We start from the raw sequence: 26413 nt of genomic DNA, 5'->3' as shown, positions 1-26413 counted from the left end.
GAAGCAGCGAAGGCATGCGGAATCATAAGAATGTTTCGGGGTGTCACAAATGCCCACTGCGATTGTCAAGAAGACATGAGCAGGAAGCGGAGCGAAGCGCCGCGGGAGTGCGAATGGCGGGGCGCATGGCGCAAGCTGCGAAGCAGCGAAGGCATGCGGAATCATAAGAATGTCTCGGGTGTCACAAATGCTCACCGAGATCGTCAAGGAGACATGAGCAGGAAGCGGAGCGAAGCGCCGCGGGAGTGCGAATGGCGGGGCGCATGGCGCAAGCTGCGAAGCAGCGAAGGCATGCGGAATCATAGGTCTTCCTCTCCTCCGACTTATGCTTGCATAAAAGAGGAGGAGCGAGCTTAAGACACGCGGAATCGCAGGAAATGTAAGAATGTCTCGGGGCGTCACAAGATGCCCGCCGCGATTGCCGGCGAAGACAGGTGAAATCGCAGAAATGTTGAGTGGATTGAGTTAAATACCGCGGGAATATCGAGGGAGGCGCCGCAAGGGGCGGTCCGGGAAGGAGAACTGTGTCTGCGGGACAGAGAAAGCCGGAGGAAGCTGTCATCAATGTGACGAGAGCAAGCCTTCCGCCGATTGAGGAATATCAGGCGATGCTCAGAGAGATCTGGGAAAGCGCGCAGCTCACCAATATGGGAAGGTATCACGAGGAGCTCCGCGAAAGACTCCGGCGCTATCTCGGAGTTGAGGAGCTGGAGCTTTTCGTGAACGGACACAGCGCGCTGGAGCTCCTACTGCAGGCCTTTTCCCTGAAGGGCGAGGTGATCACGACGCCCTTTACCTTTGCCTCCACGACTCATGCGATCGTGCGAAACGGCCTGAAGCCGGTCTTTTGCGACATCTCGGAGAAGAACTATACGATAGATGTAGAGAAGCTTCCGGAGAAGATCACGGAGAATACCTGCGCGATTCTTCCGGTTCATGTCTATGGAAATATCTGCGCTGTTCATAAGCTTTCGGAGATGGGAAGAAAATATCATATTCCGGTGATCTATGATGCGGCCCACGCCTTCGGAGAGAGCTATGAGGGAAGGGGAGTGGGGAGCTATGGTGATGCTTCGATGTTTTCCTTCCACGCCACGAAGGTCTTTCACACGATTGAGGGCGGCGCGGTGAGCCTGGGGAGAAGAGATCCGGAGCTTATGGAGAGGCTCTATGAGCTGAAAAATTTCGGGATCCTCGGGCAGGAGGAGGTCGCATCCGTCGGGGCGAATGGGAAGATGAATGAATTTTCGGCGGCGATGGGGCTTTGCAATCTGAATCACATTTCGGAGTATATCGAGGGGAGGAAGCGGGTATTTGAGCGCTACCGGGAGATTCTGAGCGGGAGAAGGGGGATTCTGTTCCCGGAGCCCGATCCCGACACAAAAAGCAATTATGCCTATCTGCCGGTCCGCTTTTTCAAAGCCTCTTATTCGAGGGATGCGATCTTTGAAAGGCTTGGGAAAAATGGAATCCACGCGAGAAAGTATTTCTACCCCTGCGTCAACGCCTACCGCTGTTACCGGGAGCAGTACGATGAGAGGGAGACCCCGGTCGCGGGACGAATTTCCCGGGAGATTCTGACGCTTCCGATCTATCCCGGGCTGCCGCTCGAGGAGGTAGACCGGATCTGCCGCATCGTTTTGGAGGAGCGCTGAGAGAGGGGACCGGCCTTCGGAAGCCCGGATCAGGGCGCGGAAGCGGAATTCTGTGCCTCTTTTTAATAGGAGAAGGACGGGGAAGGAGGAAAGGATGAAGGAAAAGACAGCGCTTGTGACGGCGATCGGTTCCTTTTCGGCGGACTGCGTACTGGAGACTCTCAGGAGGCTTAATTACCGCGTCGTCGGGACGGATATCTACCCGGAGGAGTGGCTTCCCGCAAGCTTGAAGCTCGACGCCTTCTGCCGCCTTCCCCCCGCTGCGGAAGAGGAGGACTATCTTTTCTCATTCCGGAAGCTTTTGGAGAGGGAGAGGCCGGAGAAAATCCTCCCGCTCATAGACCTCGAGGTGGACCTTCTGAATCTGCACCGGGAGGAGCTTGAGACAGAAAACGGCATTTTCTGCATCTGCGGGAAGGAGGAGATCGAGCTTCTGAGGGACAAATACCTCCTCGCCCGGAAGGTCGCCGGCTCCTTGAATGAACTGGAGGACAGCTCCTGCCGGGCCAATGTGCGGGCGATCCGGACAGAGTACGCATCGGAGCTCGACTTCGAAGCTCTCAGCTTCCCGCTCGTTTTAAAGCCGGTGAACGGGAGATCCTCCGGCGGGCTCTACCGGATCCATAATGAGGATGAGCTCGGCTTTTCGCTCTCTGTGATACTCCGGGAGGGCGGGGAGGAGAGGCTTTCCTCCTATATCGCCCAGCCCCTCATCCGGGGAAGAGTCGTGACGGTGGATATCCTCCGGGACCGCTTCGGAAATACGGCATCTATCCCCCGGGAGGAGCTTCTCCGGACTCCCAACGGCGCGGGTCTTTCCGTGCGTGTTTTCCGGGATCGGAATTTCCAGAGGGTCTGCGAATATCTGGCAGAGCGGCTCAATATCCTGGGCTGCGTGAATTTTGAGTTCATCCGGGGCGAGGGCTCCGGCGTCTATTATTTCGTGGAGTGTAATCCCCGCTTCTCGGGGGGCGTGGCCTTCACGGAGCTCTCCGGCTTTCCGGCGGTGGAGGAGAGCCTCCGGATCTTTGACGGGGAGAGGCTCCGGACGGATTACCCGCTCCGCTGCGGCTATTTCACGAGGAAATATACAGAATGCAGAATGAAGCGATGAGCGGGAGAGCGGAGAAGAGGAGGAGAGGAGAGCTGCTCCTCGTGATCCCGGCCTATAATGAGAGGGAGAATCTCCCCGACGTGATCTCGGACATTCTGCTCTCGGGGGATGGAATCGACTACATCGTCGTCTCCGACGGCTCCACAGACGGGACAGCGGAGCTTTGCCGGGAGAGGGGATGGAACTATATTGAGCTCCCGGTGAATCTGGGGCTCGCCGGCTGCTTTCAGACGGGGATGAAGTATGCGCTCCGGGAGGGCTACTCCTATGCGGCCCAGTTCGACGGGGACGGGCAGCACAGGGCGGAGGATGTCCGTCTTCTCCTGGAGAAGATGAAGGAAGGAGAGTATGACATCGTGCTCGGCTCCCGCTTCCTCCAAAAGAAGCGGGGGGGCAGCATGAGAGAGCTCGGCTCCCGGCTCATCTCCCTCGCGATTTTCCTGAGCACGGGGAAGAAATTGACGGACCCGACCTGCGGGCTTCGGCTCTACCGGAAAACGGTGATCGAGGATTTCGCGCTCCGCTTAAACTATGGTCCGGAGCCGGATACCATATCCTATCTGATCCGGCGGGGATGCCGGATCGCGGAGGTGGCGGTAGAGGTCCGGGAGAGACGGGCGGGGGAGTCCTATCTCAGGCCCTTGAACGCGGCAAAATACATGGCGCGGATGCTGATCTCCATCCTCCTGATCCAGTATTTTCGCGGGGGAAGAGAGGATGGGAGAACGGGGAAGGGATGAGGAAGCTTTGGAGAAATGATGTTTTCTGGAATGCGGCGGGGAGCCTGCTGTATGCGCTCGCTTCCATGGTGCTTTCTTTTTTCGTGCTCCGCCTCATGGGGCCGCGGGACGGCGGGATCTTCGGCTTCGGCTTCTCTACCTTCGGACAGCAGATTTTCATCATCGCTTATTTTGGGATCCGCCCGTTCCAGATCACGGATATGGCGGGGGAGTACCGCTTTTCGGAGTATCACTTTGCGAGGAGACTCTCCTCCCTTTTTGCGCTTCTCTCCTCCCTCCTCTTCCTCTGGCTGATGGTTTCGATCGGAAGCTATGACGGGATCAAGGCGGAGCTTCTTTTTCTGCTTTCCTTTTATAAGCTTCTGGACGGCTTTTCCGATGTCTATGAATCGGAGCTCCAGCGCCGCGGCAGGCTCTACCTCGCCGGGCAGTCGCTTTTTTTCCGGACGGGGCTTTCCATGCTGAGCCTGATGCTGAGTCTCCTTGTCACGGGGAATATGCTTTTCTCCTGCATCCTCATGGATCTCACACAGCTTCTGGGCCTTTATCTTTTTGCGCTTCTTCCTCTCAGGTCCCTGGGAGAGCTTCCCGGAAGCGAGGTCTTTTCGGGAGAGAAAAGGAGGGGAAGGAGCCTCCGGCTTTTGCGGAGCACCTCCTTTCTCTTTCTCTCCGCCTTTTTGGACTTCTACATCTTTTCTGCCTCAAAGTATGCTCTGGATCTCAGGCTCGGTTCGGAGAGCTCCGGCATCTTCAATGTCCTCTTCATGCCGACCTCCTTCATCTATCTTGTCGCGAATTTCCTGATCCGCCCGATGCTCACGCGCCTTGCGACAGAGCGGAGGGAGGGAAGGTATGAGGATTTTTCGCGAAGCTGCCGCTTTTTGATCCTCGCGGTCTTTCTCATGGCGCTCGGCATCTCTCTCACGAGCCTGCTCCTCGGCGAATTCGGGCTTCAGATCTTCGAGCTCCTTCTCGGAATGCGCTATCGCGGGGCCCTGCTCCGGGAGATCCTGGCCTTCCTGATCCTGATTGCAGGAGGAGGCTTTTACGCGCTCGCGAATGTGCAGTACTATATCCTTGTGACGATGCGGCGCCAGGGGACGATCTTTTTCTCCTATGTCCTCGTATCCTTCCTTGCTCTCGTTTCCGCGGACCGCGCGGTGCAGTGCGCCGGGATCCTGGGAGGGGCAGTTTGCTATCTTTTCCTGATGGCTATCCTCTTCCTTTTCTTCAGCCTTTCCGTGCTCCGGGGGCTTTGGAGGATGCAGAATGACGGGAAAAACGGAACGCGGGAAGGGAAGGCGGAATAAGCGGGGGAGAAACGGCCGGATGACGGTAAGAGGCGGGGAGGACGGGAAGAGACGGAGAAAGAGAAGAGAGCATCGCTGGGAGAGAGGACGGACAGGGAGAGGGAAAGGAAAGGCGGACCGAAGGACGGAAAGCGAGGAGGAGAGAGGGAGAGCGGGACATGGCAGGGAGAGGTGCAGTAAAGCGGAAAGGGAAGGCAGGAAAGAGGAAGGGAAGAGAGAAATGAATCAGACGATGGATGCCATCATACCGAGCTACCGCCCGGGGGAGAAATTCTACCGGCTCCTCGCCATGCTGAAAAAGCAGCGCCTTCCCCTCGGAAAGATCATCGTGGTGAATACAGAGAGACGCTTTTTCGATGAGGAGAGGGCGAGGGAAGCGGCGGGGGAGCGCCTGGAGCTCCACCACATTGAGAAGCGGGACTTCGACCACGGCGGGAGCAGAAATCTCGGCGTCTCCTTCTCGGATTCCGAGCTCTTTCTCATGTTGACGGACGATGCGGTGCCTCGGAGTACGGAGCTCACGGAGAGGCTCTCTTCGGCCTTTCTTCGGGGGGAGAGGATCGGAGCCGTCTATGGGAGACAGCTTGCGACGAAGGAGAGCTCCTTTGATGAGCGCTATGCGAGGCGCTTTAATTATCCGGAGCAGTCCTTTGTGAAGTCCATCGAGGATCTGCCGCGCCTTTCGATCAAGACCTACTTCATGTCCAATGTCTGCTGCGCTTACCGGAGAGATCTTTTCGACAGGCTGGGGGGCTTTCCCAGTCCGATGATCTTCAATGAAGACATGGTCTATGCGGCCCGCCTCCTTCGGCTCGGCTATCGGATCGCCTATGAGGCGGAGGCGGAGGTCTATCATGCGCACTGCTACTCGGGTCTTCAGCAGCTTCGGCGGAACTTCGATCTCGGCGTCTCACAGGCGGAGCACCCGGAGATTTTTTCCGATCTTCGGCCGGAGGGAGAGGGGAAACGGCTGATAAAGGGAAATCTCAGGGAGCTTCTGAGAGAGGGAAGAGCCTGGAAAATTCCCGCCCTCATATGGAAGTCCGGCTGCAAGTATCTCGGCTACCTTCTCGGGAAAAATTACCGGAGACTCCCCGGGAGACTGCGCTCCGCCCTCAGTATGAACAAGGGCTATTGGAGAAGAAGAGGAGGAAAATGATGACGACGTTCTTTCGAATGATCCTGATCCTTGTCTCAGGGGCGACCTTCTGGGTATTGAACCGAAAGATCCGAAAATCCAGGATCCGGATCGAGGAGACGGTGTTTTGGATCCTGCTCTCGCTGCTCTTTGTGCTCTTTGCGCTCTTTCCGGCACTTGCGGATCGGGCGGCAGCGGCGCTCGGCATCTACTCCACGCCGAACTTCCTCTTCCTCTTTATCATCTTCCTGCTCCTTCTCCGGCTCTTCCATGTCAATATGCAGCTTGGGAGGCTGGAGGAGAAGCTTCGGACTTTGGCGCAGGAGTTTGCGCTCTCTCAGAACAGGGAGAGGGAAGAGGAGAGCTTTGGGGGCTTCCCCGGAGAGGAGATGCGATGAATCCGGAGCTGTCTTCCTTTCCCTTCCCCTGGCTTTTCCTCATTTTCATCCTGCTTTTGCTGCTCGCAGCTCTCCTTCTCCTCTTCCTTCGAAGGGAGAGGCTCTGCCTCCTTTCCTTTTCCCTGCTCTTTGGCCTTGGCTTTTTATATTCCCTTGTGCTGATGCCGCTCTCCGCTCCGGATGAGGTCGCGCATTATGTCGGTGTCTATGAGCTCTCCAATGTGCTGATCGGAAAGCCGGAGCCCATGCGGGACGAGGAGGGGAGACTTTTGATCCGGGCGGAGGATGTCTTTTTGGATGACTGGCCGGAGGACGGGGACCCGGACAATGCGACCGTGATCGGCATGCATCTTACGAGGAGAAGCTATGAGGAGCTTTTCCGGAGGGGGATTTTCTCGACGGGAGAGAAGGGCTATCATTTTACCCTGCAGGAGCCGGTGCACACGAGCTTTTTCGCCTATCTCTTCCCCGCCCTTGGCTTTTCCCTTGCGAGGGTGCTGAGAATGGGCGGCTTCGGACTGGTCTTTTTCGGGAGGCTCTTTAACCTCCTCCTCTTCTCCATCCTCACGACGCTCGCCGTGCGGCGGCTGCCGTTTGGAAAGGAGGTCCTCCTCTCAGTCGCGCTTTTTCCCATGGTGCTGGAGCTCGCGGGCTCCCTTTCCTACGATGCCTTCATCCTGGGGCTTAGCTTCTATCTCACAGCGACGGTCACGGACCTCGCGACCCGGGAGCAGGGGCCCGGGCTGAGTGATTTCCTGGAGATCGGCATCCTGGCCTTCCTGCTCTCCCCCTGCAAGATGGTCTATTCCCTCCTCTTCCTGGGCTGCTTCTCGGTGCCGGTTCGGAAGTGGAAGAATATCGGAAGCTACTTCCTCATGATTTTCGGGATCGCCTTTCTCATTGCGCTCTCCCTGCTCCTTATGAATTTTCAGGAGCTCTTCCGCTATCTTCACCCATCGGGAGGAGCGGTGAATTATGCGGATGCCGCCGCGACGGGGAGCGCCGCCGAGACCTATAATCTCATCGGGACATTAAAAACACCTGTGATCTTTCTGAAGATCCTGAGAAACAGCTTTCAGATCAAGGGGGAGGAGTATCTCCTCACCATGGTGGGGCATCCGCTGGGCCACTTCGATCAGGGGCTCGGCGCTCCGATCTTCCTGGTGGGGCTTTTCTACCTCATTGTCCTATTGCAGGGGATTTTTACCCGGAGGGGAGAAAGGGGGCTTTCGCTCCTGCAAAGGCTTTGCTTCCTCCTCACCCCGGCGCTTCTCGTCGTGGCGATCCTCGCGAGCATGCTGAGTGCCTACACTCCGAAGGGGACAGACTATGTCCTCGGTGTGCAGGGCAGGTATTTCCTTCCGGCACTTCCGATGCTCCTCCTCTCCTTCTTTGGAGGGCGGAGTTTATGGAGAGCGGGAGGGAAGGATGCGGCATCCCCTGCCGCATCCTCCGGGAAAGAGAGCGGGACTTTCGCGGGATCCTCTGCACCCTTCCATTCCTCCGGAAACGAAAAGATAGAAAAGATAGAAAAGGCAGAAAAGATAGAGCGGGGAAGCGGGGAAGGCCCAAAGGCTGCGGAAGCTGCGCCCTGCCCCCCGCGGGAGGCAGGAGAGAAAAAGGCGGAAGCCGCTCCCGCTCGGATAGAGACTAAGACCGGAGAGAGCTTGCCCGCTTCCGATGAGAGGGAGGGGAAGGCGCCTGTCTCGGATGAGGGGAAGGCGCCCGCCTCTAATAAGGAGAAGGAAGAGAGCTTCGGAAAGATGCGAAAGGGCCCGGAAGGAGGAGAGATGGGGACGAAGGATCCCAAAGAGAAGGAGAGAGCGGCGCCTCTCCGGGGACAAAGCAGAGCCTTTTCCGGAATCTTTCGGAGGAGGGAGAGGAAGAGCCGGAAAAGAAAGGCAGGGTGGGGACTCAGTGCCCCGGCGCCGATCCTTCTCTTTCTCGAATTTCTTCTAAATGCGGGGCTCCTGCTTGCTCTCCTTTCGATCATAGCGGGGCGGAGCTAGGGCATCCATCGAGACGGGAACGCGCTCTTCTTTCGATCACAGCGGGGGGAAGAGATAAAACACAAGATAAAGAAATAAAACGCGGGATAAGGAGATAAAAGGCGGGATAAAGAGACAAAAAATGTAATAATGTCGAAAATATTCTGAAAAATTCATTGTTTTTTAATGGATGCCGCGGGAAGGCCCTGCGATTGTGTGATATCATGGTGGCATTGCCGACGCCCTTTTCGTTTCTTTCTGCCTGATCCTCTATCCGGCGCTTTACCGGCTTCCATCGCTTATATTTGCCGCGGGAGAGGGCAGCGGAAGCGTTCTGCTTTGGGCGGAGAAAATCACAGGAAAACGCTGAGGCGGCCCGCGAATACTGACAGCGGCATGGAGAGGGAACGGGGAGGATGCCTCGGGGCCCCGGATGGATACAGGGAAGGTTATGAGAACGGTACTGCAATTATTGAAAGATATTAAAGCGCGGAGGCGCATGATTTTAGAGCTTGCGGCGGCGGATTTTCGGAAGCGCTTCGTCGGGTCCTACTTCGGCATGGTATGGATGTTCATCCAGCCCCTTGTTACGATCGCGATCTATGCCTTTATCTTCGGCCCCTATGGCTTTAAGTCCGCTCCTCCGGTGCCGAATGTGAGCTATACGGCCTGGCTGGTCCCCGGCATCGTGCCCTGGTTTTTCTTCTCGGAAGCGATGAATATGATCACCGGCATCCTTCAGGAATACAGTTATCTTGTGAAGAAGGTCGTCTTTCCGGTAGAGCTCCTCCCGATCATCAAGCTGATCAGCTGCAGTTTTGTCCACCTCTTCTTTTTCGCGGTCATGCTGGTTTTCTATCTCGTAAACGGCAGGATGCCGATGCTCTCCTGGATCCAGTGCTTTTATTACAGCTTTGCGGCGGCGATGTTTGCGCTGGGACTGGGCTATCTTACGAGCGCGGTCAATGTCTTTTTCAAGGATATGCAGCAGATCGTCGGCATCCTGCTCCAGTTTGGCATCTGGATGTGTCCGATCATGTACGATGAGAAGCTCTTTTTCTCGAAGGCACCCTGGGTTTCTGTTATATTGAAGCTGAACCCCTTTTATTATATTGTGGCGGGATACCGGGATTCCATGATCACCGGCAGCCCGTTTTGGATGCGGCCGAAGCTGGGCATTTACTTTTGGGGACTTACGATAGTGATCTTTTTCGCAGGGCTTCGCTTCTTCGGAAAACTGCGCCCGCATTTTTCAGACGTGCTCTGAGAGCCACGGCTTTTCTTATTCGTCAGATTTGTCTGCTGAGGGCGAAAGCCCGTCCGCATTTTCCGAAGGAGGACCCAAGATGCTTCATATGATAGCGGCGCTGTCCGTTATATTTCTTTTTCTGACATTCGGCTGCGTTTATTTCCTGAAGCTTGACAGGATGGAGGAGGGCAGGGAGAAGGATCTCTTCACGCTTCACCTTGTGCAGAGAAGATTGAGACGGATACTCGCGGCCTCCGGCGTGAGCTACGAGATCGAGGGGGCCGAAAATATCCCGGAAAATGAGGCCGTGATGTTTGTGGGGAATCACCGCTCCTTCTTCGATATCGTGATCGGCTATACTCTGGTAAAGGGGCCGACCGGCTTTATCTCAAAGCAGGAGGTGGGGAAGGTCCCGCCCTTAAAGCGCTGGATGGAGGAGCTGCACTGCCTCTTTATGGACAGGGACAATATCCGGCAGAATCTGAAGGTGATCCTCGAGGCGATCAAGCTTGTGAAGGGCGGGGTCTCCATCTGGATCTATCCGGAGGGAAAGAGGAGCACGGGGAGCGATGTGAAGGAGCTTCTGCCCTTTAAGGAGGGATCCTTCAAGATCGCGGAGAAGAGCGGATGCAGGATCGTCCCGATCGCGATGTATCCGACGAGGAGAATCCTGGAGGAGCATTTCCCCCGCATCATTCCGACCCATGTGCTCGTGAAGGTGGGGGAGCCAATCCTCCTTTCGGAGCTTCCGGAGGAGAAGAGGAGAAGGATCGGGGAGTACACGAGGGAGAAGATCATCGGATATCTCCGGGAAATGGAGGCTCGCTATGGGACTCGCTGAGCTCCGTGAGGAGCTGGACCGGGTGGACAGAGAGCTGGTGAAGCTCTATCGGGAGAGGGTGTCTTTGGTCTCGGAGGTCGCGAAAGAGAAGAGAAGGAGCGGGAGAGCGGTTCTTGACCCGGTCCGGGAGGAGGAAAAGCTGGACAGCGTCTCCGCTTTTCTTAAGACAGAGCTGCGGGAAAAGCTGCCGGGCGAAGGGATACAAAGAGAGGAAGGGACGGAAAAAGAGCCAAAAAGGGCGGCGGTGCCGGGGAAAGAGACACAGGGGGGAGAATCAGGCAGGGGAGTGCCTCTGAGCGGAGAGAGTGAGAAGGATTCCCGGCGGGCCGGGGTGGAGATAGAATTTCACGAAAGGGCGGTCCGTGAGCTCTTCCGGCAGCTGATGTCACTCTCCCGGAGATGGCAGCAGCGCCTCCTCGGGAGAGAGCCAAGCCCCGCATCGGGCTTCCGGGAGGTTTCTGAGATCCCCCGCAAAAAAAAGCGCGTCGCCTACCAGGGCCTGCCCGGTGCCTATGCGGAGCTTGCGGCGAGGAAGAGCTTTCCCGATGACTGCCGCTTTCTCCCCTCGGAGAGCTTTCGGAGCACGGTGGAGAGCGTTCTCTCCGGGAGGGCGGACTTCGCTGTCCTCCCGATCGAGAACTCCTCCTATGGGGCAGTGGCGGATAATTTCGACCTCCTCCTCCAGTTTCCGGAGGCGGTGATCCTGGGGGAGTGCTTCCTCCCGGTGGAGCATGTCCTGATGGCCCTCCCCGGAGGGGCTCTCTCCGGGATCCGCAGGGTCTTTTCCCATCCGCAGGCCCTCGCCCAGTGCGAGAGCTTCTTCCGGGAGCATCCGAGGATCGAGGCCGTACCGATGAGAAACACGGCGGAGGCGGCCAGGAGAGTGAGGGAGAGCGGGGAGAGGGAGCTCGCGGCCCTTGCCAGCGAGAATGCGGCGGAGATCTACGGTCTTTCGATCCTGCAAAGGGCCGTGAACCAGCAGAAAAGCAATACGACGCGCTTCCTCATCGTCGGGAAAGAGAAAATCTACGAGAGGGGGGCAGAGCGGCTGAGCCTGAGCTTTGAGCTGAGCCACAGGCCCGGAACCCTCTATCAGGTGCTGGGGAGCTTTCTCTTCAACGATCTGAATCTCAGCATGATCCAGTCCCGGCCGGTGCCGGACAGGCCCTTTGAATACCGCTTTTTTGTGGATGTTATGGGAAATCTATCCGATCCCGATGTGAGAAACGCGCTGAGTGAGCTTCCGGGCTTTCGGATCCTCGGGAATTATTCGGATTTCTCGGATGCGTTTCCCCGAAAAGCCGCCTTCCCGGCGGAGAGGATAAAAGGAGGAATTTAGCCGTGAGAGACGACAACAACATGCCGCAGATCAATGTCTTGGTGGTGGATGATGAAAAGGAAATCGCGGAGCTCGTGGAGATCTACCTTGTGAGCGACGGCTACAAGGTATTTAAGGCCTATAATGCGGATGAGGCGCTGCTCATTATGAAGCAGGAGGAGATTCATCTTGTGCTTTTGGATGTCATGATGCCCGGGATGAATGGCCTGGAGCTCTGCCGGAAGATCCGCGAGAGCTCGAACATTCCGATCATCATGCTCTCCGCAAAGTCCGCGGATCTCGATAAGATCGTGGGACTGACCGGCGGGGCGGACGACTATGTGACGAAGCCCTTTAATCCCCTGGAGCTCACCGCCAGGGTGAAGTCTCAGCTTCGCCGCTACACGCAGCTCAATCCGAATTCCACCAATGAGTTTGCCGGGAGCGAGATCAATATTCGGAATATGACGATCAACCGGGACAACCACAAGGTCGTGATCGAAGGGGAGGATGTGCGCCTGACCCCCATTGAGTTTGAGATTCTCTATCTTCTGGCCTCCCATCCGGGCAAGGTCTTTTCCACGGACGAGATCTTCGAGAAGGTCTGGAATGAGAAGGTCTACGAGGCGAACAACACCGTCATGGTGCATATCCGGAGACTCCGCGGGAAGATGAAGGAGGACCAGAGGGAGAATAAGATCATCACGACGGTCTGGGGTGTGGGCTATAAGATCGAGAAGTAAGAGGGAAGAGGCGTATTTGTTCCGGGATCTTCTCTTTTTCCGGGATAAAGAGCGGAGCTTTGACAAAGGAGGCGGGGAAGGGAGAGCTCAGTGCTTTTCCGCCCGGCTTTTGACGGATTTTGACAGCGGGATCGGAAAGCATGAGAGAAAAGGCGAAAAAGGGGCGGCGCTCCCATTCCAGGCAGGGCTACATGATGCAGCTTCTGATCAATGTGGGAATCTCCACGATCATCACCGCGATTTTGGAGATTTTCCTGGTGAGTAATGTCAGCGCCTTTGCCTCCTATCTCTACCAGAGGGGGGACAGCTCCCCGGCCGTGCAGCGCTTTGGCTTTGTGAGCACGGTGAGCATCCTTCTCTATGTGCTGAGCGGCATCGCCATCTTCTCCTTCATTTTTCTCCTCCTTCAGCAGAGGACGGCGAGGGATATCGGGAGGATCGCCCAGGCGGTGGAGCGGATCTCCGAGGGGGATCTCAGCGTTCAGCTGGAGATCGAAGGGGAGGGAGAGATCGCGCACATCGCGGAATCCATCAACCGGATGGAGAGAGACCTCATGGATCTTATGGAGCGGGAGCGGAGCGCGGAGCAGTCGAAGACAGATCTCATCACCAATGTCGCGCACGATCTTCGGACCCCTCTGACCTCCATCCTCGGCTATCTCGAGCTCCTGAGAGGCGGAGCCTCTCTTCCGAGAGAGACGGAGGAGCATTATATCGAGATCGTGTACAATAAGGCGGTGCGGCTCCAGAAGCTGATCGAGGAGCTCTTTGGCTTTACGAAGCTCTCCTACGGGAAGCAGAATCTGAAGATCGGCGAGCTCGATATCGTGAAGCTCCTCTCGCAGCTTGTGGAGGAGAGCTACCCGAACTTCGAGAAGCATGGTCTCAGCTATGAGTTCAGCTCCAATGTGCCCTCCCGCATGATACAGGCGGACGGGGACCTTCTCGCCAGGCTTTTTGACAATCTGATCACGAATGCGATCAAGTACGGCGCGGAGGGGAAGAGGATTCTGGTGCGCCTTCGTTCGGAGAAGAATGCGGTGGAGGTCCGGGTGATCAACTACGGCTATGTGATTCCGAAGAAGGAGCTTCCGATGATCTTCGATAAGTTTTACCGGGTGGAGCGCTCCCGTTCCAGCTCGACGGGCGGGACGGGGCTGGGCCTTGCTATCGTGAAGAATGTCGCGGAGATGCACCACGGCAGCGTGGAGGTGAGCTCGGACCTCTCCGGGACCTGCTTCACTGTGCGCCTTCCGATCCGCTATACGGCGGAGGAATGAGGGGCTGAGCCGTGCTTTCATGCGCTGCCCATTCGATGTATGGAAAGTGGGGAGGAGATTTATGCGGGAGAAAAGGACAGAGGGGGAGAGAAGAGTACGGGGGAAGGGACTGCCTTCACCGCTCCTTTTTCTCTCCCTCCTTTTCCTTTTTCTTTTTCTGCCCTCTTTCTTTTCGTTTGCAGATGAGATCGAGCTGAATGTCACCTATGGCTACCAGAACACCGCGAAGGCGGGGCGTTTCCTTCCCCTGAAGATCGGGATTCGAAACTCCGGCTCGGAGACCTTCTCCGGGATGATCCACATTTATATGGCGGAATCCGGCAGCAGTATCTGCGAGTACCAGTATCCGAGCGCCGTGGAGGCGGAATCCGATACGGAGCTCAGCATGGCGGTGGCACTGAGCTCCGGGGTCAATCAGCTCCTGGTCACTGCGACGAATCAGGAGGGGAGGCTGGTCGGAAGCCGCAGAGTCGGGCTCGATGTCGCAAGCTCCGACGCGGAGCTCATCATCGGCGTGCTCTCCGAGCAGGAGGATAAGCTCAGCTATTTGAACTCGGTCTCCATCAACGATGGTCTGCTCCGGACGCGGGAGGTGGCTCTCGACCAGGAAAAGCTCCCCTCCAGTGAGACGGAGCTCGATCAGCTGGATGTGCTCCTGCTCTCGGACTTTCCGCTCTCCAGGATGAATGAGACCGAGGTGGAGGTCATAAACCGCTGGGTGGAGAGGGGCGGTGTTTTGATTCTGGGAACCGGAGCGAGGGGGGAGGACGCCGTCTCTCCCTATTATCGGGAGCTTCTCAGAGAGCCGCTCAGTCCCAGGGAGCGGAGCATCGACATGCGGGAGGGGCTGGAGAGATCCTCCGCGCAGGAGGAGCCGCTCCGTCTCGTTGCCTCTCCGGTATCCCTCCGCTCGGGAAGGGAGGGGATATTATACGGTGGTGTGTCCTACCTCTCGGTCGTCTCCAGGGGAGCGGGGCTCATCGCGGTGAGCGGCTACGATTTCTGCGATCTCCAGCGCTTTGCGACGGAGGAGAGCGGCTACGTGAATCAGCTCTTCACGAAAATCCTCGGAGAGAGCCGCCTGAATGCGCTCTCGGTCTCCGCGTCCGAGAGGAGTCTGAACCGTTACTGGAGCATGGAGGCCCTCATGAACCAGTCGGATCTCTCCAAGCGTCCGAACGCGGGGCTCTACCTTCTGCTTCTTCTCACATATCTCCTCATCCTGGGGCCGCTGATCTATTATTATGTAAAGCTTCGGGATGCGATACGTCTCTACCGTCCCCTGATCTCGATCACGGCGGTTTTCTTCAGCTTTGTGATCTGGGCTGTCGGCGTCGGCACCCGCTTTAACGGAAGCTTTCTAAGCTATGCCAGAATCCGCGACATTTCCAGGAACTCTGTCGATGAAACGGATTATATCAATCTCCGCTCTCCCTACGAAAAGATGCGGGAGCTTCGGGTAAAGACAGAGTACTTTGTCTATCCGATCCTGAAGGGCTCCGACTACACGGGGGATATCACGGAGCTCAGGGATGAGACGGAGCTCGCCCGCACGGCGATCCGCTACGGGAGGGACCGCACGGAGATCAGCATCCGAAATGAGGCGCCCTTCAGTCCGAAATACTTTGAGCTCGACAATAAGTTCCCAAACAGCGGAGGCTTTTTCGGAGGAGAGGTGAATCTCTTCGACGGCTCCCTGGGGGGAAGCATCACAAACGGGACCGACTATACGCTCTATGATGCGGCGGTTCTTCTCTACGGGAAGCTCATCCTCATCGGAAAGCTGGAGAAGGGGGAGAAGATCTCTCTCCGCGGCAGGGAGACGGAAACCGTTCCCGTCGGGGATTATGAATGGATCGCCTCCCGGATCACGGGGGGAAGCCGCCGTGCGCTCTTAAGCTATTATCTTTCAAACAGCCTGAGCGGCTTTTTCTCCAATGCCCGTCTGATCGGCTTTGTCCGGGAGGAAGAGGTGAGCTTTCTGGAGAGACAGAAGCTGGAGAGCTTTGGGAGCAGCATGGTGACGGCTGCGCTCCCTCTGAACACAAGCTTCGGGAACTATGATCACTACAGCGCTCTGAGCCGGGATCCGGAGGTGAAAAGCGGAGACTACGAGAGGGCGAGCAATACGATCAGTGCGATACAGCCCGCAAAGCTCGCCTATCACCTGGGAGAGGAGGAGCAGGTGTGGGGCATCAGCTTCGAAGCCCTGAGCGTCAGCGAGAAGGGAGAGGAAAGGCTGAACGAAAAGCCCTTCCGGGGCTCGATCAGCCTCTATAATTATCGGACGGGAGGCTATGATCCGCTCCGCTCCGGCAGTCTGAAGCTGCAGGGGGAGGAGCTCTCGCCGTATCTCAGCGAGGAGAATGTCCTGGTAGTCCTTTACAGCCCAAAGGAGGAGAACGGCTCCCTATTGATGAGGCAGTACCTTCCCATGATCACCGTCGTGGCAAAGGAGAAGAGCAGTAAGGGAAAGAGCGAAGGAGAGAAGGAGTCCGGAGCGGAAGCATCTTATTCGGCGGAGAGCGCGCCGGAGGAAGAGAGTGCTTCCCTTCCGGAAGGGGAGAGCGCCGAGAGCTCCTCGGCATCGGAGAACGAAGAGAGACGAGAGGGCGGCGGAGGAGAGAGCGCAGCTTCCGAAGGGGGAGAGAGTACGGAGCACGCCGGGGGAGAAGAAGGAGAGAGCGGAAGCCTTTCCGAAGGGGCAGAGAGCGAAGAAGCGGAGCTATTCTTTGAGGGAAGCCTCGCCTCATCCCCGGGAGGAGAGGAGGGCGGAGCATGATAGAGCTTAGGGCAGTCAGAAAGAGCTACGGCAGTGCGATCGCCCTGGACGGCCTCTCCATGCATGTCCCGGAGAAGGCGGTCTATGGACTTGTGGGGCCGGCCGGATCCGGGAAGAGCAGCGTCATGGAGCTCCTCGCGGGCCTCTCCAGGCCGGATGAGGGGGAGATCCTCGTCGACGGGCTTAGAGAAGGGAGCGAAAGGAGAAGGTGGAAACGCAGAATCGGCTATATGCCGGACTTTTCCGGCCTCTATCCGGAGATGCGCCTCTCGGAGTATCTGGAATTTTTTTCCGCCTGCTACGATATCCCAAGGGCCCGCGCCCGGCAGAGAATCGGCATCCTTTTGGATCAGGTCGGCCTCCGGGGAAAGGAATTTCAGAGATTGGACGGTCTCTCCCGGGGCATGAGACAGAAGCTCTCCCTCGCAAGGGCTCTCCTCCACGATCCCAAGATCCTGGTGCTCGACGAGCCGCTGAAGGATCTTGATCCGGGAAACCGCTATGAGCTCCGCCAGATTCTCTCGGAGCTCTCTTCCGAGGGAAAGACCATCCTCCTCTCCTCCGAGATGCTCACGAGCATCTCGGAGATCTGCACGGATATCGGGATCATAGAGCGCGGGAGAATGGCGCTCGAGGGGAAGCTCTCCGAGGTACTTAGAAAGATCGACGCCTCCAATCCGATCCTCATCCTGGTCGAGGGATCGATCACAAAAACCATGCAGATCCTGAAGCAGGACCCCAATGTAAAATCCATCGGCATTCGGGAGCAGGAGCTCATGATTCTCTACGAGGGCAGTGAGGGGGAGGAGGCAGAGCTCCTGCGAAGACTGGTCAGCTCGGGGATCATGGTCCGAAGCTTTCACCGGGAGAGGGGAAATCTGGAGCTTCTCTTCCTGCAGCTCACGGGAGAACTCAGAGAAAGGAGAATTACAGGACATGAAGCGGAATCCGATCTATCAAAAGGATGAGCTGCTCTCGAACCGGAGCCCGATCCTTCCGGTGCTCATGCTCTCTACCAATGCGGTACTCGCCTTCCTTGTGCTGATCAACATTTACTCGGTTTCCGGGAACGCGGCGCAGACCGGGGAGATCCGCTACTCCGCCTTTTTGGAGCTTTATTATATTCTCCTTCTGCTCCTCTTTCTTCTGATTCTCCTGCTCGCCCCCGCTCTGAGCGCTCCGGCGATCAGCGGAGAGCGGGAGAGAAAGACGCTCTCCCTCCTCTTAAGCACTGCTCTCCGCCCTGTGGACATCATCTTGGGAAAGCTTTTCTCCGTCCTGAGCAGCATCTTTCTCCTCCTCCTGAGCACCGCGCCGATCCTCGCTTGTACCCTTCTCTACGGAGGCATCCGCTTCCCGGAGCTTTTTCTCTTTTTGCTCTTTTCCTTCCTCTCCGCCCTCTTCTCCTCCTCCTTGGGGCTCTTCTTCTCCTCTGCACAGAGGAGCAGCACAGGGGCGATCGCGTCCACCTATATCGCGGAATTCCTGAGCTTCGGCCTCATGCTCCTCCTCTTTTTCTTTCTTCCCGAGCTCTCCCTCACGCCGCTTCTCTACTATATCCTTCTCTGCCTCATACTCCCGCTTCTCTCCGTTCTCTTTCTGACTTTGGCCTGTCTCCGCCTCTCCCCCCCTTGAAGCGCTCCGGGCGGGACCTGGAAAAAGGGGGGAGCATTCTTCCTGAAAGCGTGTTAGAATACAGCAGAGCAAAGGATATCTCGGAGGAAAAGGAATGAATGCTTGTACCATGATCGGGATCGCCGGGGGCTCCGGCTCCGGAAAATCCACCTTCACCAACCGGATCAAGCGGGCCTTCGGAGATCAGGTCACCCTGATCTACCACGATAACTACTACCGCTCCAATGACGGCGTCCCCCTTGAGATACGCCAGAAGGAAAACTATGACCATCCGGATGCCTTCGAGACGGATCTCCTGATTCGCCATCTGAAAGCCTTAAGAAGGGGAGAGAGCGTCTCCTGTCCGGTCTATGACTTCTCTCTTCACAACAGAACGGAGAACAGCATCGAGCTGAGGCCCTCCCGCATTATCCTTGTGGAGGGAATTCTCGTTTTGGAGAACCCGGAGCTCCGCTCTCTTTTCGATATCAAGATCTATGTGGAGGCGGACGCGGACGAACGCATTATCCGCCGCATCATCCGGGATGTCAGCGAGAGGGGGAGACATGTAGAGGATATCTCCGAGCAGTACCTGACGACGGTAAAGCCGATGCACTACCTCTACGTCGAGCCCACGAAGGCCATGGCGGATATCGTCATCAACAGCGGCAGAAACGATGTGGCCTTTGATCTCATGAAGACAAAAATTCAGAGCCTTTTGGAGAGGGACTGAGCAAAGCGGGAGATCCCGGCAGGGAGCTTTACAGACGAAGGCGAGGAAAGCAGGAAGGGGAGGGAGCGATGTATTACCGGTCCACAAGAGGAGCTAAGGGGAGTGTGAGAGCGTCGGAGGCGATTCTCAAGGGACTCGCGGAGGACGGGGGACTCTACGTCCCGGAGGACTTTCCGCGTCTTCCGGGGAGCCTTAAGGAGCTGTCGGAGCTTGATTACCGGGAGCTTGCCCGGAGAATTCTCTCCTGCTATCTCACGGATTTTACCGAGGAGGAGCTTCGGGACTGCGTCGACTCGGCCTATAACGAGAGGAATTTTGATGATCCGAAGATCGCGCCTCTTCGAAAGCTGGAGGGGGACTTTCTTTTGGGGCTTTTTCACGGAAGGACCCTCGCCTTTAAGGATATGGCACTCAGCATCCTTCCCTATCTTATGAAAAAAAGTGCGGAGAAGACGGGCCTCAGGGAAAAGCTTGTGATTCTGACCGCGACCTCCGGGGACACCGGAAAGGCCGCGATGGAGGGCTTTTCGGATGTGGAGGGGACAGAGATCATCGTCTTTTATCCAAAGGACGGCGTATCCGCCTTTCAGGAGCTCCAGATGCGGGTGCAGCGGGGAAAAAATACCCATGTCGCAGCACTTTTCGGGAACTTCGACGACGCGCAGAGCGGTGTGAAGAGGCTCTTCTCCGATTCGGCTTGGAGAGAGAAGCTCCGGGAGAGGGGAATTGTCCTCTCCTCCGCAAACTCCATCAATATCGGCCGCCTTCTCCCGCAGCTTGTCTACTATATCTACAGCTACGGTCGTCTCCTCTCCCTGGGAGAGATCAGGGAGGGGGAAGAGATCAATGTATCGGTTCCGACCGGGAATTTCGGCAATATCCTCGCCGCCTATTTCGCAAAGCGGATGGGACTTCCCATCCGAAAGCTGCTCTGCGCTTCCAATGAAAACAGGGTCCTGACGGACTTCTTTGAGAGCGGAGTCTATGATCGGAGGAGAAGCTTCCTGAGGACCTCTTCCCCTTCCATGGATATCCTGATCTCCTCCAATCTGGAGCGTCTCCTCTATCTCGCTCTGGGGAGAGACGGAGAGCGCTGCCGCAGTGATATGGCGGCTCTCTCGGAAGAGGGAAGCTACCGGCTCAGCGGGGAAGAGAGAAGCTTTCTTTCGGACTTCTATGGCGGCTTTGCCAAAGAGGAGGACTGCTTCTCGGAGATCCGGCACTACGCGGAAAGGGAGCACTGCTTTCTGGACCCGCATACGGCGGTGGCGGCGTCGGTTCTCCGAAGCTATCGAAGGAAGAGCGGAGACGATACCAGGGCGCTGATCGTCGGGACGGCGAGCCCCTTTAAGTTCGCTCCGGCGGTGCTCAGAGCTTTGGGGAAGGAGGAGGGAGGAGAGCTCTTTTCGAAGATCGATCTTCTCTCCTCGATCAGCGGCCTGGCGGAGCCGGAGGCGATCCGGGAGGCCCGGGACGGGAGGATACGGCACAGTACGGAGACGGAGATCGGAGGGATGCGGGACTGCGTGGAGCGCTTCCTCTTTGGGAAAGCCTGAGAGGCCGCCTGCCCCTAAGGTTCTGTCTCTTCGAGAAGACTCAAGAATGCTCCGGATGAGAGGAGATCGATCTGCCGTTTGCCCGCCCAACGCAGGACGCTCTCGCTCCGACTACCGCGGCCAGCGGCGCGTAAGCGATTTTGAAGGGCCAAATCGCTAAGCGCCGGGGCGTCAGACGGCCTGCTTTTTGGCAGGCAAAACGTCAGATCGGCAGTAAAAAATGGGAGCGCTCCGATCCTGTCAGCGAAGAGCATCTCAGGCATCAGCCGACCTTCCTTCGGGAGGCACTTCTCTTTGAGAAGTGGTCAAGGACGCTCCGAGTCTGCCTGATGGCAGACTTCTACGCTTGCAGGTCAATGGGGTTATGTGCTAAGGTTAAGCGGCACAGAGGGATTTCACTGGTACTTCCGCGGGAAGAACGCTCCGGAAGTACTCAGAAGTACGGATTTTTCAGAGGAGGTATTTACATGCTGGTAGATGCGAAGGAAATGCTTAATAAGGCGCTTTCCGGTCACTACGGGATTCCGCAGTTCAATATCAATAATCTCGAGTGGACGAAATCCGTCCTGAGTGCCTGTGAGGAGGAGAAGTCCCCGGTGATTCTCGGAGTTTCCGAGGGCGCCGGAAAGTATATGTGCGGCTTCGAGACGGTCAGCGCGATGGTTCGGGCGATGGACAAGGCGCTGGGGATCACGGTTCCGGTGGCGCTTCACCTCGATCACGGGACCTATGACGGCTGCTACCGCTGCATCCGGGCGGGCTTCACCTCCATTATGTTTGACGGCTCCCACTATCCCATCGAGGAAAATGTCGAAAAGACCAGGGAGCTTGTGAAGGCAGCGCACGAGGCCGGACTTTCCATCGAGGCCGAGGTGGGCGCGATTGGCGGTGAGGAGGACGGAGTCATAGGCATGGGGGAGTGTGCGGACCCGGAGGAGTGCAAAAGGATCGCGGATCTCGGCGTGGACTTCCTCGCGGCCGGTATCGGGAATATCCATGGCATCTATCCCCCGGACTGGAAGGGGCTGTCCTTTGAGACTCTGGCCGCGATTAAGGAAAGGATCGGGGAGCTCCCGCTGGTCCTTCACGGAGGCTCCGGCATCCCCGATGAGCAGATCGAAAAAGCGATCCGGCTCGGTGTCTCCAAGATCAATGTCAATACGGAGCTCCAGCTCGTCTTTGCGGCCGCGACCAGAAAATATATCGAGGAGGGCCTCGACAAGAAGGGGAAGGGCTATGATCCCAGAAAGCTTTTGAAGCCGGGCGCGGAGGCCATCGTCGAGGAATGCAAAAACCGGATCGCCGTCTTCGGCTCCAAGAATAAGGCCTAGGATATGCAGACTGCCGCTCTCTCAAGCTTCGAAGACCCATGGGGATTTCCCGATCCGAAAAGGGAAAGCCGGGGCCGGGATTCGATATAGAGCGTTTTCAAGGAGAATAGAACTCTGAGAGCATCGTCCAGGGCCATAGGATTCGGTGAAGAGAACAGCACAGGGAGAGAAGAGCAGAAAAGAAGTATAGAAAAGGAAGATGGGCACGGCAAAAGGGGCGCCTCCGGCGGGAGGCGCCTTCGTGCTTCAGAGCCGCCCAAAGCGGGGATCCCCGCCCGGGCGGCAGCGAGGAGGAGCGGATGGAGGGAAGCCTTAACATTTCCGATATCTTCGGGAGGGATGTCTTCAGCGACAAGGTCATGCGGGAGCGTCTCCCGAAGTCAGTCTATCAGAGACTCAGAAAGACCGTGAAGGAGGGCTATGAGCTGGACCCGACGATCGCGGATTCCGTGGCACAGGCGATGAGGGAGTGGGCCATAGAGAATGGAGCGAGCCATTATACCCACTGGTTTCAGCCCTTGAACGGCATTACGGCGGAGAAGCACGACAGCTTCCTCTCCGCCGTAGATTCCGAGGGGAAGGCGATCCTCGAATTTTCCGGAGGGGAGCTTGTCAGGAGCGAGACGGATGCCTCCTCCTTCCCCTCCGGAGGGCTCCGGGCCACCTTTGAGGCCAGAGGCTATACGGTCTGGGACTGCACAAGCCCCGCCTTCCTCCGGAGGGAGGGGGAGAATGTGACTCTCTGCATTCCGACGGCATTTTGCTCCTTCACCGGGGAGGCGCTGGACAAAAAGACACCTCTCCTTCGCTCCATGCAGGCGCTCAGCCGGGAGGCGCTCCGCCTGCTTCGCCTCTTCGGCAATACGAGCTCCCGCTCCGTAAAGCCCACGGTCGGCGCAGAGCAGGAGTACTTCCTTATCGACCGGAAAAAATACCTTCGGAGGAAGGACCTGGTCTATACCGGGAGGACGCTCTTTGGCTCGATGCCGGCGAAGGGACAGGAGCTGGACGACCATTACTTCGGTGTCTTAAGGAGCCGGGTGGCCGCCTTTATGAGGGATGTGGACATCGAGCTGTGGAGGCTTGGCGTGACGGCGAAGACAGAGCACAATGAGGCCGCGCCGGCGCAGCATGAATTGGCCTGTATCTATGATGAGGCGAACCTGGCCGCAGACCACAATCAGCTCGTCATGGAGATCCTGAAGAAGGCCGCGAGCCGGCACGGACTCGAGTGCCTGCTCCATGAAAAGCCCTTCGAGGGGGTGAACGGCTCCGGGAAGCACAATAACTGGTCCCTGATGACGGACGACGGGATCAATCTCATGAATCCGGGGGATACGCCCCACGAGAATCTCCAGTTTCTCCTCCTCCTCTCCTGCATTCTCGCGGCGGTGGACATCCACGCGGATCTCCTCCGCCTCTCCGCGGCCGATGTGGGAAACGATCATCGGCTCGGAGCGGACGAAGCGCCCCCGGCCATCATCTCCTGTTTCATCGGGACCCAGCTTCAGGAGGTTGTGAAGCAGCTGATCGGGACGGGCTACGCGACGAACTCCCCCCGGGGGAAAAATTTAAGGACCCGCGTGAACACCTTGCCGGAGCTCTGCGCGGACGGGACCGACCGAAACCGCACCTCGCCCTTCGCCTTTACCGGAAATAAATTTGAGTTCCGCATGGTCGGCTCCTCGGACTCCATCGCGAACGCGAACATCGTTTTAAATACGATAGCCGCGGAGCAGTTTCGCGCGGCGGCGGAGCGGCTGGAGAAGGCGGCCAAGTTTGATCTCGAGGTCCACGACCTCATAAAGGAGCTTCTCACGGAGCATCAGAGGATCATTTTCAACGGAAACGGCTATTCCGGAGAGTGGGTTTTGGAGGCGAAGCGGAGAGGGCTGCCGAATTACCCCTCCATGGTGGATTCCATCGCCGCGCTCACTACGGAAAAGGCCGTGAAGCTCTTCGGGGACTTTGAGATCTACACGGAGACGGAGCTTCAGAGCAGGCGCCAGGTGGAATATGAGCACTACGCAAAGGTGATCAATATCGAGGCCAGGGCCATGATCAATATCACGGGGAAGCAGATTATCCCCGCAGTAATCCACTACAATACGCGCCTCGCGGACTCTGTGAACAAGGTGAGATCGGCCTGTCCGGATGCGGATGTGTCGACCCAGACAGAGCTTCTCCTCCGCTCCTCGAAGCTCCTCGCGAAGATGCAGGCCGCCCGGCAGAAGCTTCTCTCTGATGTGGAGGACTCCATCCGGATTCCGGACCCGGAAAAGCGGGCCAGAGTCTACCGCGAGCTGGTATTTCCGGATATGCAGGCCCTCAGGGGACCCGCGGATCAGCTGGAGAAGATCATCGACAAGGATCTCTGGCCCTTCCCCTCCTATGGGGATCTCCTCTTCGAGGTCTCAGAGCCGTAGCGAAGGGGGCGCTCCCTTTCTCAAAAGACCGTGTTGTCCCGGTCCCTTGGCGTAAAATGGCAAAAAAGCCCCGTTCTGCGCCTAAAGTTCCGCGCTGCAGCTTGAAATCCGCATCCCTGCGCTGCCCTCCTTCTTGCGGGATCGAAAGATCCGTGCTATTATGTTCATAGATATATATTTATAAGCAGAAATGAACGAGAGAAAATTGCGGAGAAAGGCGGACGCTGAGATGGACGAGAGAGTGCTGGTCCTGAGAGGACTTCATGAAAAGCCGAGTATGACACAGAGGGAGCTTTCGGAGTATTGCGGGATCTCTCTGGGAAAGGTAAATCACCTTCTCTCCTCCTGCGAGGAGCAGGGGTATCTTCTCCGTGAGAGAGGGGAGGGGAGGGGGAGAAATGTGAGCTTTCGCCTGGAAAGAGCGGCTCTTGACTTCCTTAAGCCGTATCAGGTGGATGCGGCCCTGATCCTTGCCGCCGGCTTCGGCTCCCGCTTTGTGCCCTTGAGCTATGAGCTCCCGAAGGGACTGTGGGAGGTCTTCGGAGAGCGCATGATCGAGCGGCAGATCCGCCAGCTCAGGGAGGCCGGCATAAGCGATATCACAATCCTGGTCGGCTATCTCAAGGAGAAGTTCGATTATCTGATCGACCGCTATGGCGTGAAGCTCCTCTATAATCCGGAATACGCGGAGAAAAACACGCTCGCGACGCTCTACCATGCGAGAGAACTTCTCCGCGGGAAAAACTGTTATATCCTCTCCTCCGACAACTGGATCCGGGAGAATCTCTATCATGAATATGAGCCTGCGAGCTGGTACGCTGCAAGCTTTATGGAGGGGGAGACCGAGGAGTGGGTTCTCCATTTCGGAAAGGACAGGCGGATCCGGGAGGCGGAGGTCGGGGGGAAGGATGCCTTCTGTATGTACGGACCGGTATTTCTCTCTAGGGATTTCTCTGCGGACTTCCTCCCGCTCCTGGAGAGCTACTACAGGATGCCGGGCACGGAGCAGTTCTACTGGGAGGATGTCCTGATACGGAACCTGAAATCTCTGCCTCCGATCTATGCGAATCCCCAAAGGGAGAACATCATCTATGAATTCGAGAACCTGGAGGAGCTCCGGAGCTTCGATGAACGATACATTCACAGCTCCGGCTCCCGGGCGATGCGAATAACGGCGGAGGTCCTGGGCGTCCCGGAGTCCGATATCGTGGATATTCGCTGTCTGAAGGCCGGAATGACGAATAAGTCCTGGCTCTTTTCTGTCCGGGAGAGCTCAGAGACAGAGAAATACCGAGGGAAATCCTTCATCTGCCGCATCCCCGGGCCCGGGACGGAGAAGCTCATCGACCGCCGGGCAGAGGGGAGGACCTACGAGAAGATCAGGGCGCTCCATATCACGGAGGAGCTTCTCCACTTTGACCCCGAGAACGGATACAAGATCTCCGTCTACTACCGGGGGGCGAGGAATGCGGACTTCTCGAAGGAGGAGGAGAGAAGAGCGTGCATGAGGAAGCTCCGGGAGCTGCATGCCTCAGGGATACGCCTGGATCACGACTTCGATATCGGAGAGCGGCTGAAAAGCTATGAGAGCCTCTGTCTCTCCTCCGGGGGCGATATCCCCTTTGAGGATTATCCAAAGATCCGCCGGGAATCCTTTCTGCTCCTCCGCTTTTTAGAGGAGCGGAAACGGGAGAAGACGATCTGCCATATCGACTCGGTCTGTGATAACTTCCTCTTCACGGAGGAGGGCTTAAAGATGATCGACTGGGAATACGCCGGCATGGCGGACCCCATGATCGATATCGCAATGGCGGCAATCTACTCCTACATGGACTTCGAGGAGGCGCGGAATCTCCTCCGGGAATACCTTCACGCCGATCCGGAAGGGGCAAAAAGCTCCCCGGACCAGCCGGACAGAGAAGAAGAACTCTATCCGCTCGTCGCGGCCTATATGGGGCTGGGAGGTCTCCTCTGGGCCCTCTGGTGCTGCTACAAAATCTCGCTGGGCGAAAAATTCGGTGATTACAGTCTGAAAATGTACAGATACTTTAAGGACAGCCTGAGGATCTTACAAAACTTAGGGAAATTTTAAGGCGATACAGGGCGACAGAATGAAACGGGAGTGATATAGTGATTCCAGTGCCAAAAGTCCGCCTCCACGACGTGCTTGCACGGGAGTGGAGGGAGGACTTTATGG

The 26413-nt window shown here is 57.1% G+C and carries 20 protein-coding genes; all 20 read left to right on the top strand.

Annotation, left to right across the window (positions count from 1 at the left end):
* The first annotated feature begins 524 nt into the window (after nt 1-524).
* Nucleotides 525-1655 (top strand): DegT/DnrJ/EryC1/StrS family aminotransferase, encoded by a 1131-nt coding sequence (locus tag HMPREF1986_RS04805; protein WP_021773648.1) that lies wholly within the window; start codon nt 525-527, stop codon nt 1653-1655.
* Between the two features lie 94 nt (nt 1656-1749).
* Nucleotides 1750-2769, top strand: a complete 1020-nt coding sequence (locus tag HMPREF1986_RS04800; RefSeq protein WP_021773647.1) for an ATP-grasp domain-containing protein — start codon at nt 1750-1752, stop codon at nt 2767-2769.
* The gene (locus HMPREF1986_RS04795; RefSeq protein WP_021773646.1) at nt 2751-3509 is read left to right on the top strand and encodes a glycosyltransferase family 2 protein; all 759 of its coding nucleotides are present in this window, start codon (nt 2751-2753) and stop codon (nt 3507-3509) included. Before HMPREF1986_RS04800 ends, HMPREF1986_RS04795 begins: the two co-directional genes overlap by 19 nt.
* Nucleotides 3506-4819, top strand: a complete 1314-nt coding sequence (locus HMPREF1986_RS04790; protein ID WP_021773645.1) for a lipopolysaccharide biosynthesis protein — start codon at nt 3506-3508, stop codon at nt 4817-4819. Before HMPREF1986_RS04795 ends, HMPREF1986_RS04790 begins: the two co-directional genes overlap by 4 nt.
* The gene (locus HMPREF1986_RS04785) at nt 4779-5978 is read left to right on the top strand and encodes a glycosyltransferase family 2 protein (protein ID WP_242837352.1); all 1200 of its coding nucleotides are present in this window, start codon (nt 4779-4781) and stop codon (nt 5976-5978) included. Before HMPREF1986_RS04790 ends, HMPREF1986_RS04785 begins: the two co-directional genes overlap by 41 nt.
* Nucleotides 5975-6355, top strand: a complete 381-nt coding sequence (locus tag HMPREF1986_RS04780; RefSeq protein WP_021773643.1) for a DUF2304 domain-containing protein — start codon at nt 5975-5977, stop codon at nt 6353-6355. Before HMPREF1986_RS04785 ends, HMPREF1986_RS04780 begins: the two co-directional genes overlap by 4 nt.
* A complete protein-coding gene (locus tag HMPREF1986_RS04775; protein ID WP_021773642.1) occupies nt 6352-8364 on the top strand; it encodes a DUF2142 domain-containing protein in 2013 nt (670 codons plus the stop codon). Before HMPREF1986_RS04780 ends, HMPREF1986_RS04775 begins: the two co-directional genes overlap by 4 nt.
* 430 nt (nt 8365-8794) lie before the next feature.
* The gene (locus HMPREF1986_RS04770; protein ID WP_036599369.1) at nt 8795-9610 is read left to right on the top strand and encodes an ABC transporter permease; all 816 of its coding nucleotides are present in this window, start codon (nt 8795-8797) and stop codon (nt 9608-9610) included.
* Nucleotides 9611-9689: 79 nt separating this feature from the next.
* Nucleotides 9690-10433: a lysophospholipid acyltransferase family protein gene (locus HMPREF1986_RS04765; protein ID WP_021773640.1), complete on the top strand. Its 744-nt coding sequence runs from the start codon at nt 9690-9692 to the stop codon at nt 10431-10433.
* Nucleotides 10420-11772, top strand: a complete 1353-nt coding sequence (locus tag HMPREF1986_RS04760; RefSeq protein ID WP_021773639.1) for a bifunctional chorismate mutase/prephenate dehydratase — start codon at nt 10420-10422, stop codon at nt 11770-11772. Before HMPREF1986_RS04765 ends, HMPREF1986_RS04760 begins: the two co-directional genes overlap by 14 nt.
* A 20-nt stretch (nt 11773-11792) precedes the next feature.
* On the top strand, nt 11793-12494 hold the full coding sequence (locus HMPREF1986_RS04755; protein WP_009215392.1) for a response regulator transcription factor: 702 nt from the start codon (nt 11793-11795) through the stop codon (nt 12492-12494).
* A 140-nt stretch (nt 12495-12634) separates the two neighbouring features.
* Entirely contained in the window at nt 12635-13774 is a 1140-nt protein-coding gene (locus HMPREF1986_RS04750; protein WP_021773638.1) for a sensor histidine kinase, read from the top strand.
* A 61-nt stretch (nt 13775-13835) separates the two neighbouring features.
* Nucleotides 13836-16556, top strand: a complete 2721-nt coding sequence (locus HMPREF1986_RS04745) for a hypothetical protein (RefSeq protein WP_021773637.1) — start codon at nt 13836-13838, stop codon at nt 16554-16556.
* Nucleotides 16553-17524, top strand: a complete 972-nt coding sequence (locus HMPREF1986_RS04740; RefSeq protein WP_021773636.1) for an ABC transporter ATP-binding protein — start codon at nt 16553-16555, stop codon at nt 17522-17524. The genes HMPREF1986_RS04745 and HMPREF1986_RS04740 overlap by 4 nt, the downstream gene beginning before the upstream one ends.
* The gene (locus HMPREF1986_RS04735; protein WP_021773635.1) at nt 17493-18191 is read left to right on the top strand and encodes an ABC transporter permease subunit; all 699 of its coding nucleotides are present in this window, start codon (nt 17493-17495) and stop codon (nt 18189-18191) included. The genes HMPREF1986_RS04740 and HMPREF1986_RS04735 overlap by 32 nt, the downstream gene beginning before the upstream one ends.
* 94 nt (nt 18192-18285) lie before the next feature.
* Nucleotides 18286-18903, top strand: a complete 618-nt coding sequence (udk, locus tag HMPREF1986_RS04730) for a uridine kinase (protein WP_242837351.1) — start codon at nt 18286-18288, stop codon at nt 18901-18903.
* A 68-nt stretch (nt 18904-18971) separates the two neighbouring features.
* Nucleotides 18972-20459 (top strand): threonine synthase, encoded by a 1488-nt coding sequence (thrC, locus tag HMPREF1986_RS04725; protein WP_021773633.1) that lies wholly within the window; start codon nt 18972-18974, stop codon nt 20457-20459.
* Nucleotides 20460-20926: 467 nt separating this feature from the next.
* Nucleotides 20927-21790, top strand: coding sequence for a class II fructose-1,6-bisphosphate aldolase (gene fba, locus HMPREF1986_RS04715; protein WP_009215384.1), 864 nt, complete (start codon nt 20927-20929; stop codon nt 21788-21790).
* Nucleotides 21791-22089: 299 nt separating this feature from the next.
* Nucleotides 22090-24216, top strand: a complete 2127-nt coding sequence (locus HMPREF1986_RS04710) for a glutamine synthetase III family protein (RefSeq protein WP_021773630.1) — start codon at nt 22090-22092, stop codon at nt 24214-24216.
* A gap of 229 nt (nt 24217-24445) precedes the next feature.
* Complete coding sequence (locus HMPREF1986_RS04705) at nt 24446-26308, top strand: sugar phosphate nucleotidyltransferase (protein WP_036599364.1); 1863 nt, start codon at nt 24446-24448, stop codon at nt 26306-26308.
* Nucleotides 26309-26413: the final 105 nt, after the last annotated feature.

It is taken from the genome of Oribacterium sp. oral taxon 078 str. F0263, from assembly GCF_000469565.1.
Taxonomy (GTDB): domain Bacteria; phylum Bacillota; class Clostridia; order Lachnospirales; family Lachnospiraceae; genus Oribacterium.
This window is presented reverse-complemented; position numbering and strand designations above follow the sequence as displayed.

Coding starts and splice junctions, on each gene's coding strand:
- HMPREF1986_RS04800 (WP_021773647.1), top strand. CDS start 1,750: ATGAAGGAAAAGACAGCGCTTGTGACGGCGATCGGTTCCTTTTCGGCG.
- HMPREF1986_RS04795 (WP_021773646.1), top strand. CDS start 2,751: ATGCAGAATGAAGCGATGAGCGGGAGAGCGGAGAAGAGGAGGAGAGGA.
- HMPREF1986_RS04790 (WP_021773645.1), top strand. CDS start 3,506: ATGAGGAAGCTTTGGAGAAATGATGTTTTCTGGAATGCGGCGGGGAGC.
- HMPREF1986_RS04785 (WP_242837352.1), top strand. CDS start 4,779: ATGACGGGAAAAACGGAACGCGGGAAGGGAAGGCGGAATAAGCGGGGG.
- HMPREF1986_RS04780 (WP_021773643.1), top strand. CDS start 5,975: ATGATGACGACGTTCTTTCGAATGATCCTGATCCTTGTCTCAGGGGCG.
- HMPREF1986_RS04775 (WP_021773642.1), top strand. CDS start 6,352: ATGAATCCGGAGCTGTCTTCCTTTCCCTTCCCCTGGCTTTTCCTCATT.
- HMPREF1986_RS04770 (WP_036599369.1), top strand. CDS start 8,795: ATGAGAACGGTACTGCAATTATTGAAAGATATTAAAGCGCGGAGGCGC.
- HMPREF1986_RS04765 (WP_021773640.1), top strand. CDS start 9,690: ATGCTTCATATGATAGCGGCGCTGTCCGTTATATTTCTTTTTCTGACA.
- HMPREF1986_RS04760 (WP_021773639.1), top strand. CDS start 10,420: ATGGGACTCGCTGAGCTCCGTGAGGAGCTGGACCGGGTGGACAGAGAG.
- HMPREF1986_RS04755 (WP_009215392.1), top strand. CDS start 11,793: ATGCCGCAGATCAATGTCTTGGTGGTGGATGATGAAAAGGAAATCGCG.
- HMPREF1986_RS04750 (WP_021773638.1), top strand. CDS start 12,635: ATGAGAGAAAAGGCGAAAAAGGGGCGGCGCTCCCATTCCAGGCAGGGC.
- HMPREF1986_RS04745 (WP_021773637.1), top strand. CDS start 13,836: ATGCGGGAGAAAAGGACAGAGGGGGAGAGAAGAGTACGGGGGAAGGGA.
- HMPREF1986_RS04740 (WP_021773636.1), top strand. CDS start 16,553: ATGATAGAGCTTAGGGCAGTCAGAAAGAGCTACGGCAGTGCGATCGCC.
- HMPREF1986_RS04735 (WP_021773635.1), top strand. CDS start 17,493: ATGAAGCGGAATCCGATCTATCAAAAGGATGAGCTGCTCTCGAACCGG.
- udk (WP_242837351.1), top strand. CDS start 18,286: ATGAATGCTTGTACCATGATCGGGATCGCCGGGGGCTCCGGCTCCGGA.
- thrC (WP_021773633.1), top strand. CDS start 18,972: ATGTATTACCGGTCCACAAGAGGAGCTAAGGGGAGTGTGAGAGCGTCG.
- fba (WP_009215384.1), top strand. CDS start 20,927: ATGCTGGTAGATGCGAAGGAAATGCTTAATAAGGCGCTTTCCGGTCAC.
- HMPREF1986_RS04710 (WP_021773630.1), top strand. CDS start 22,090: ATGGAGGGAAGCCTTAACATTTCCGATATCTTCGGGAGGGATGTCTTC.
- HMPREF1986_RS04705 (WP_036599364.1), top strand. CDS start 24,446: ATGGACGAGAGAGTGCTGGTCCTGAGAGGACTTCATGAAAAGCCGAGT.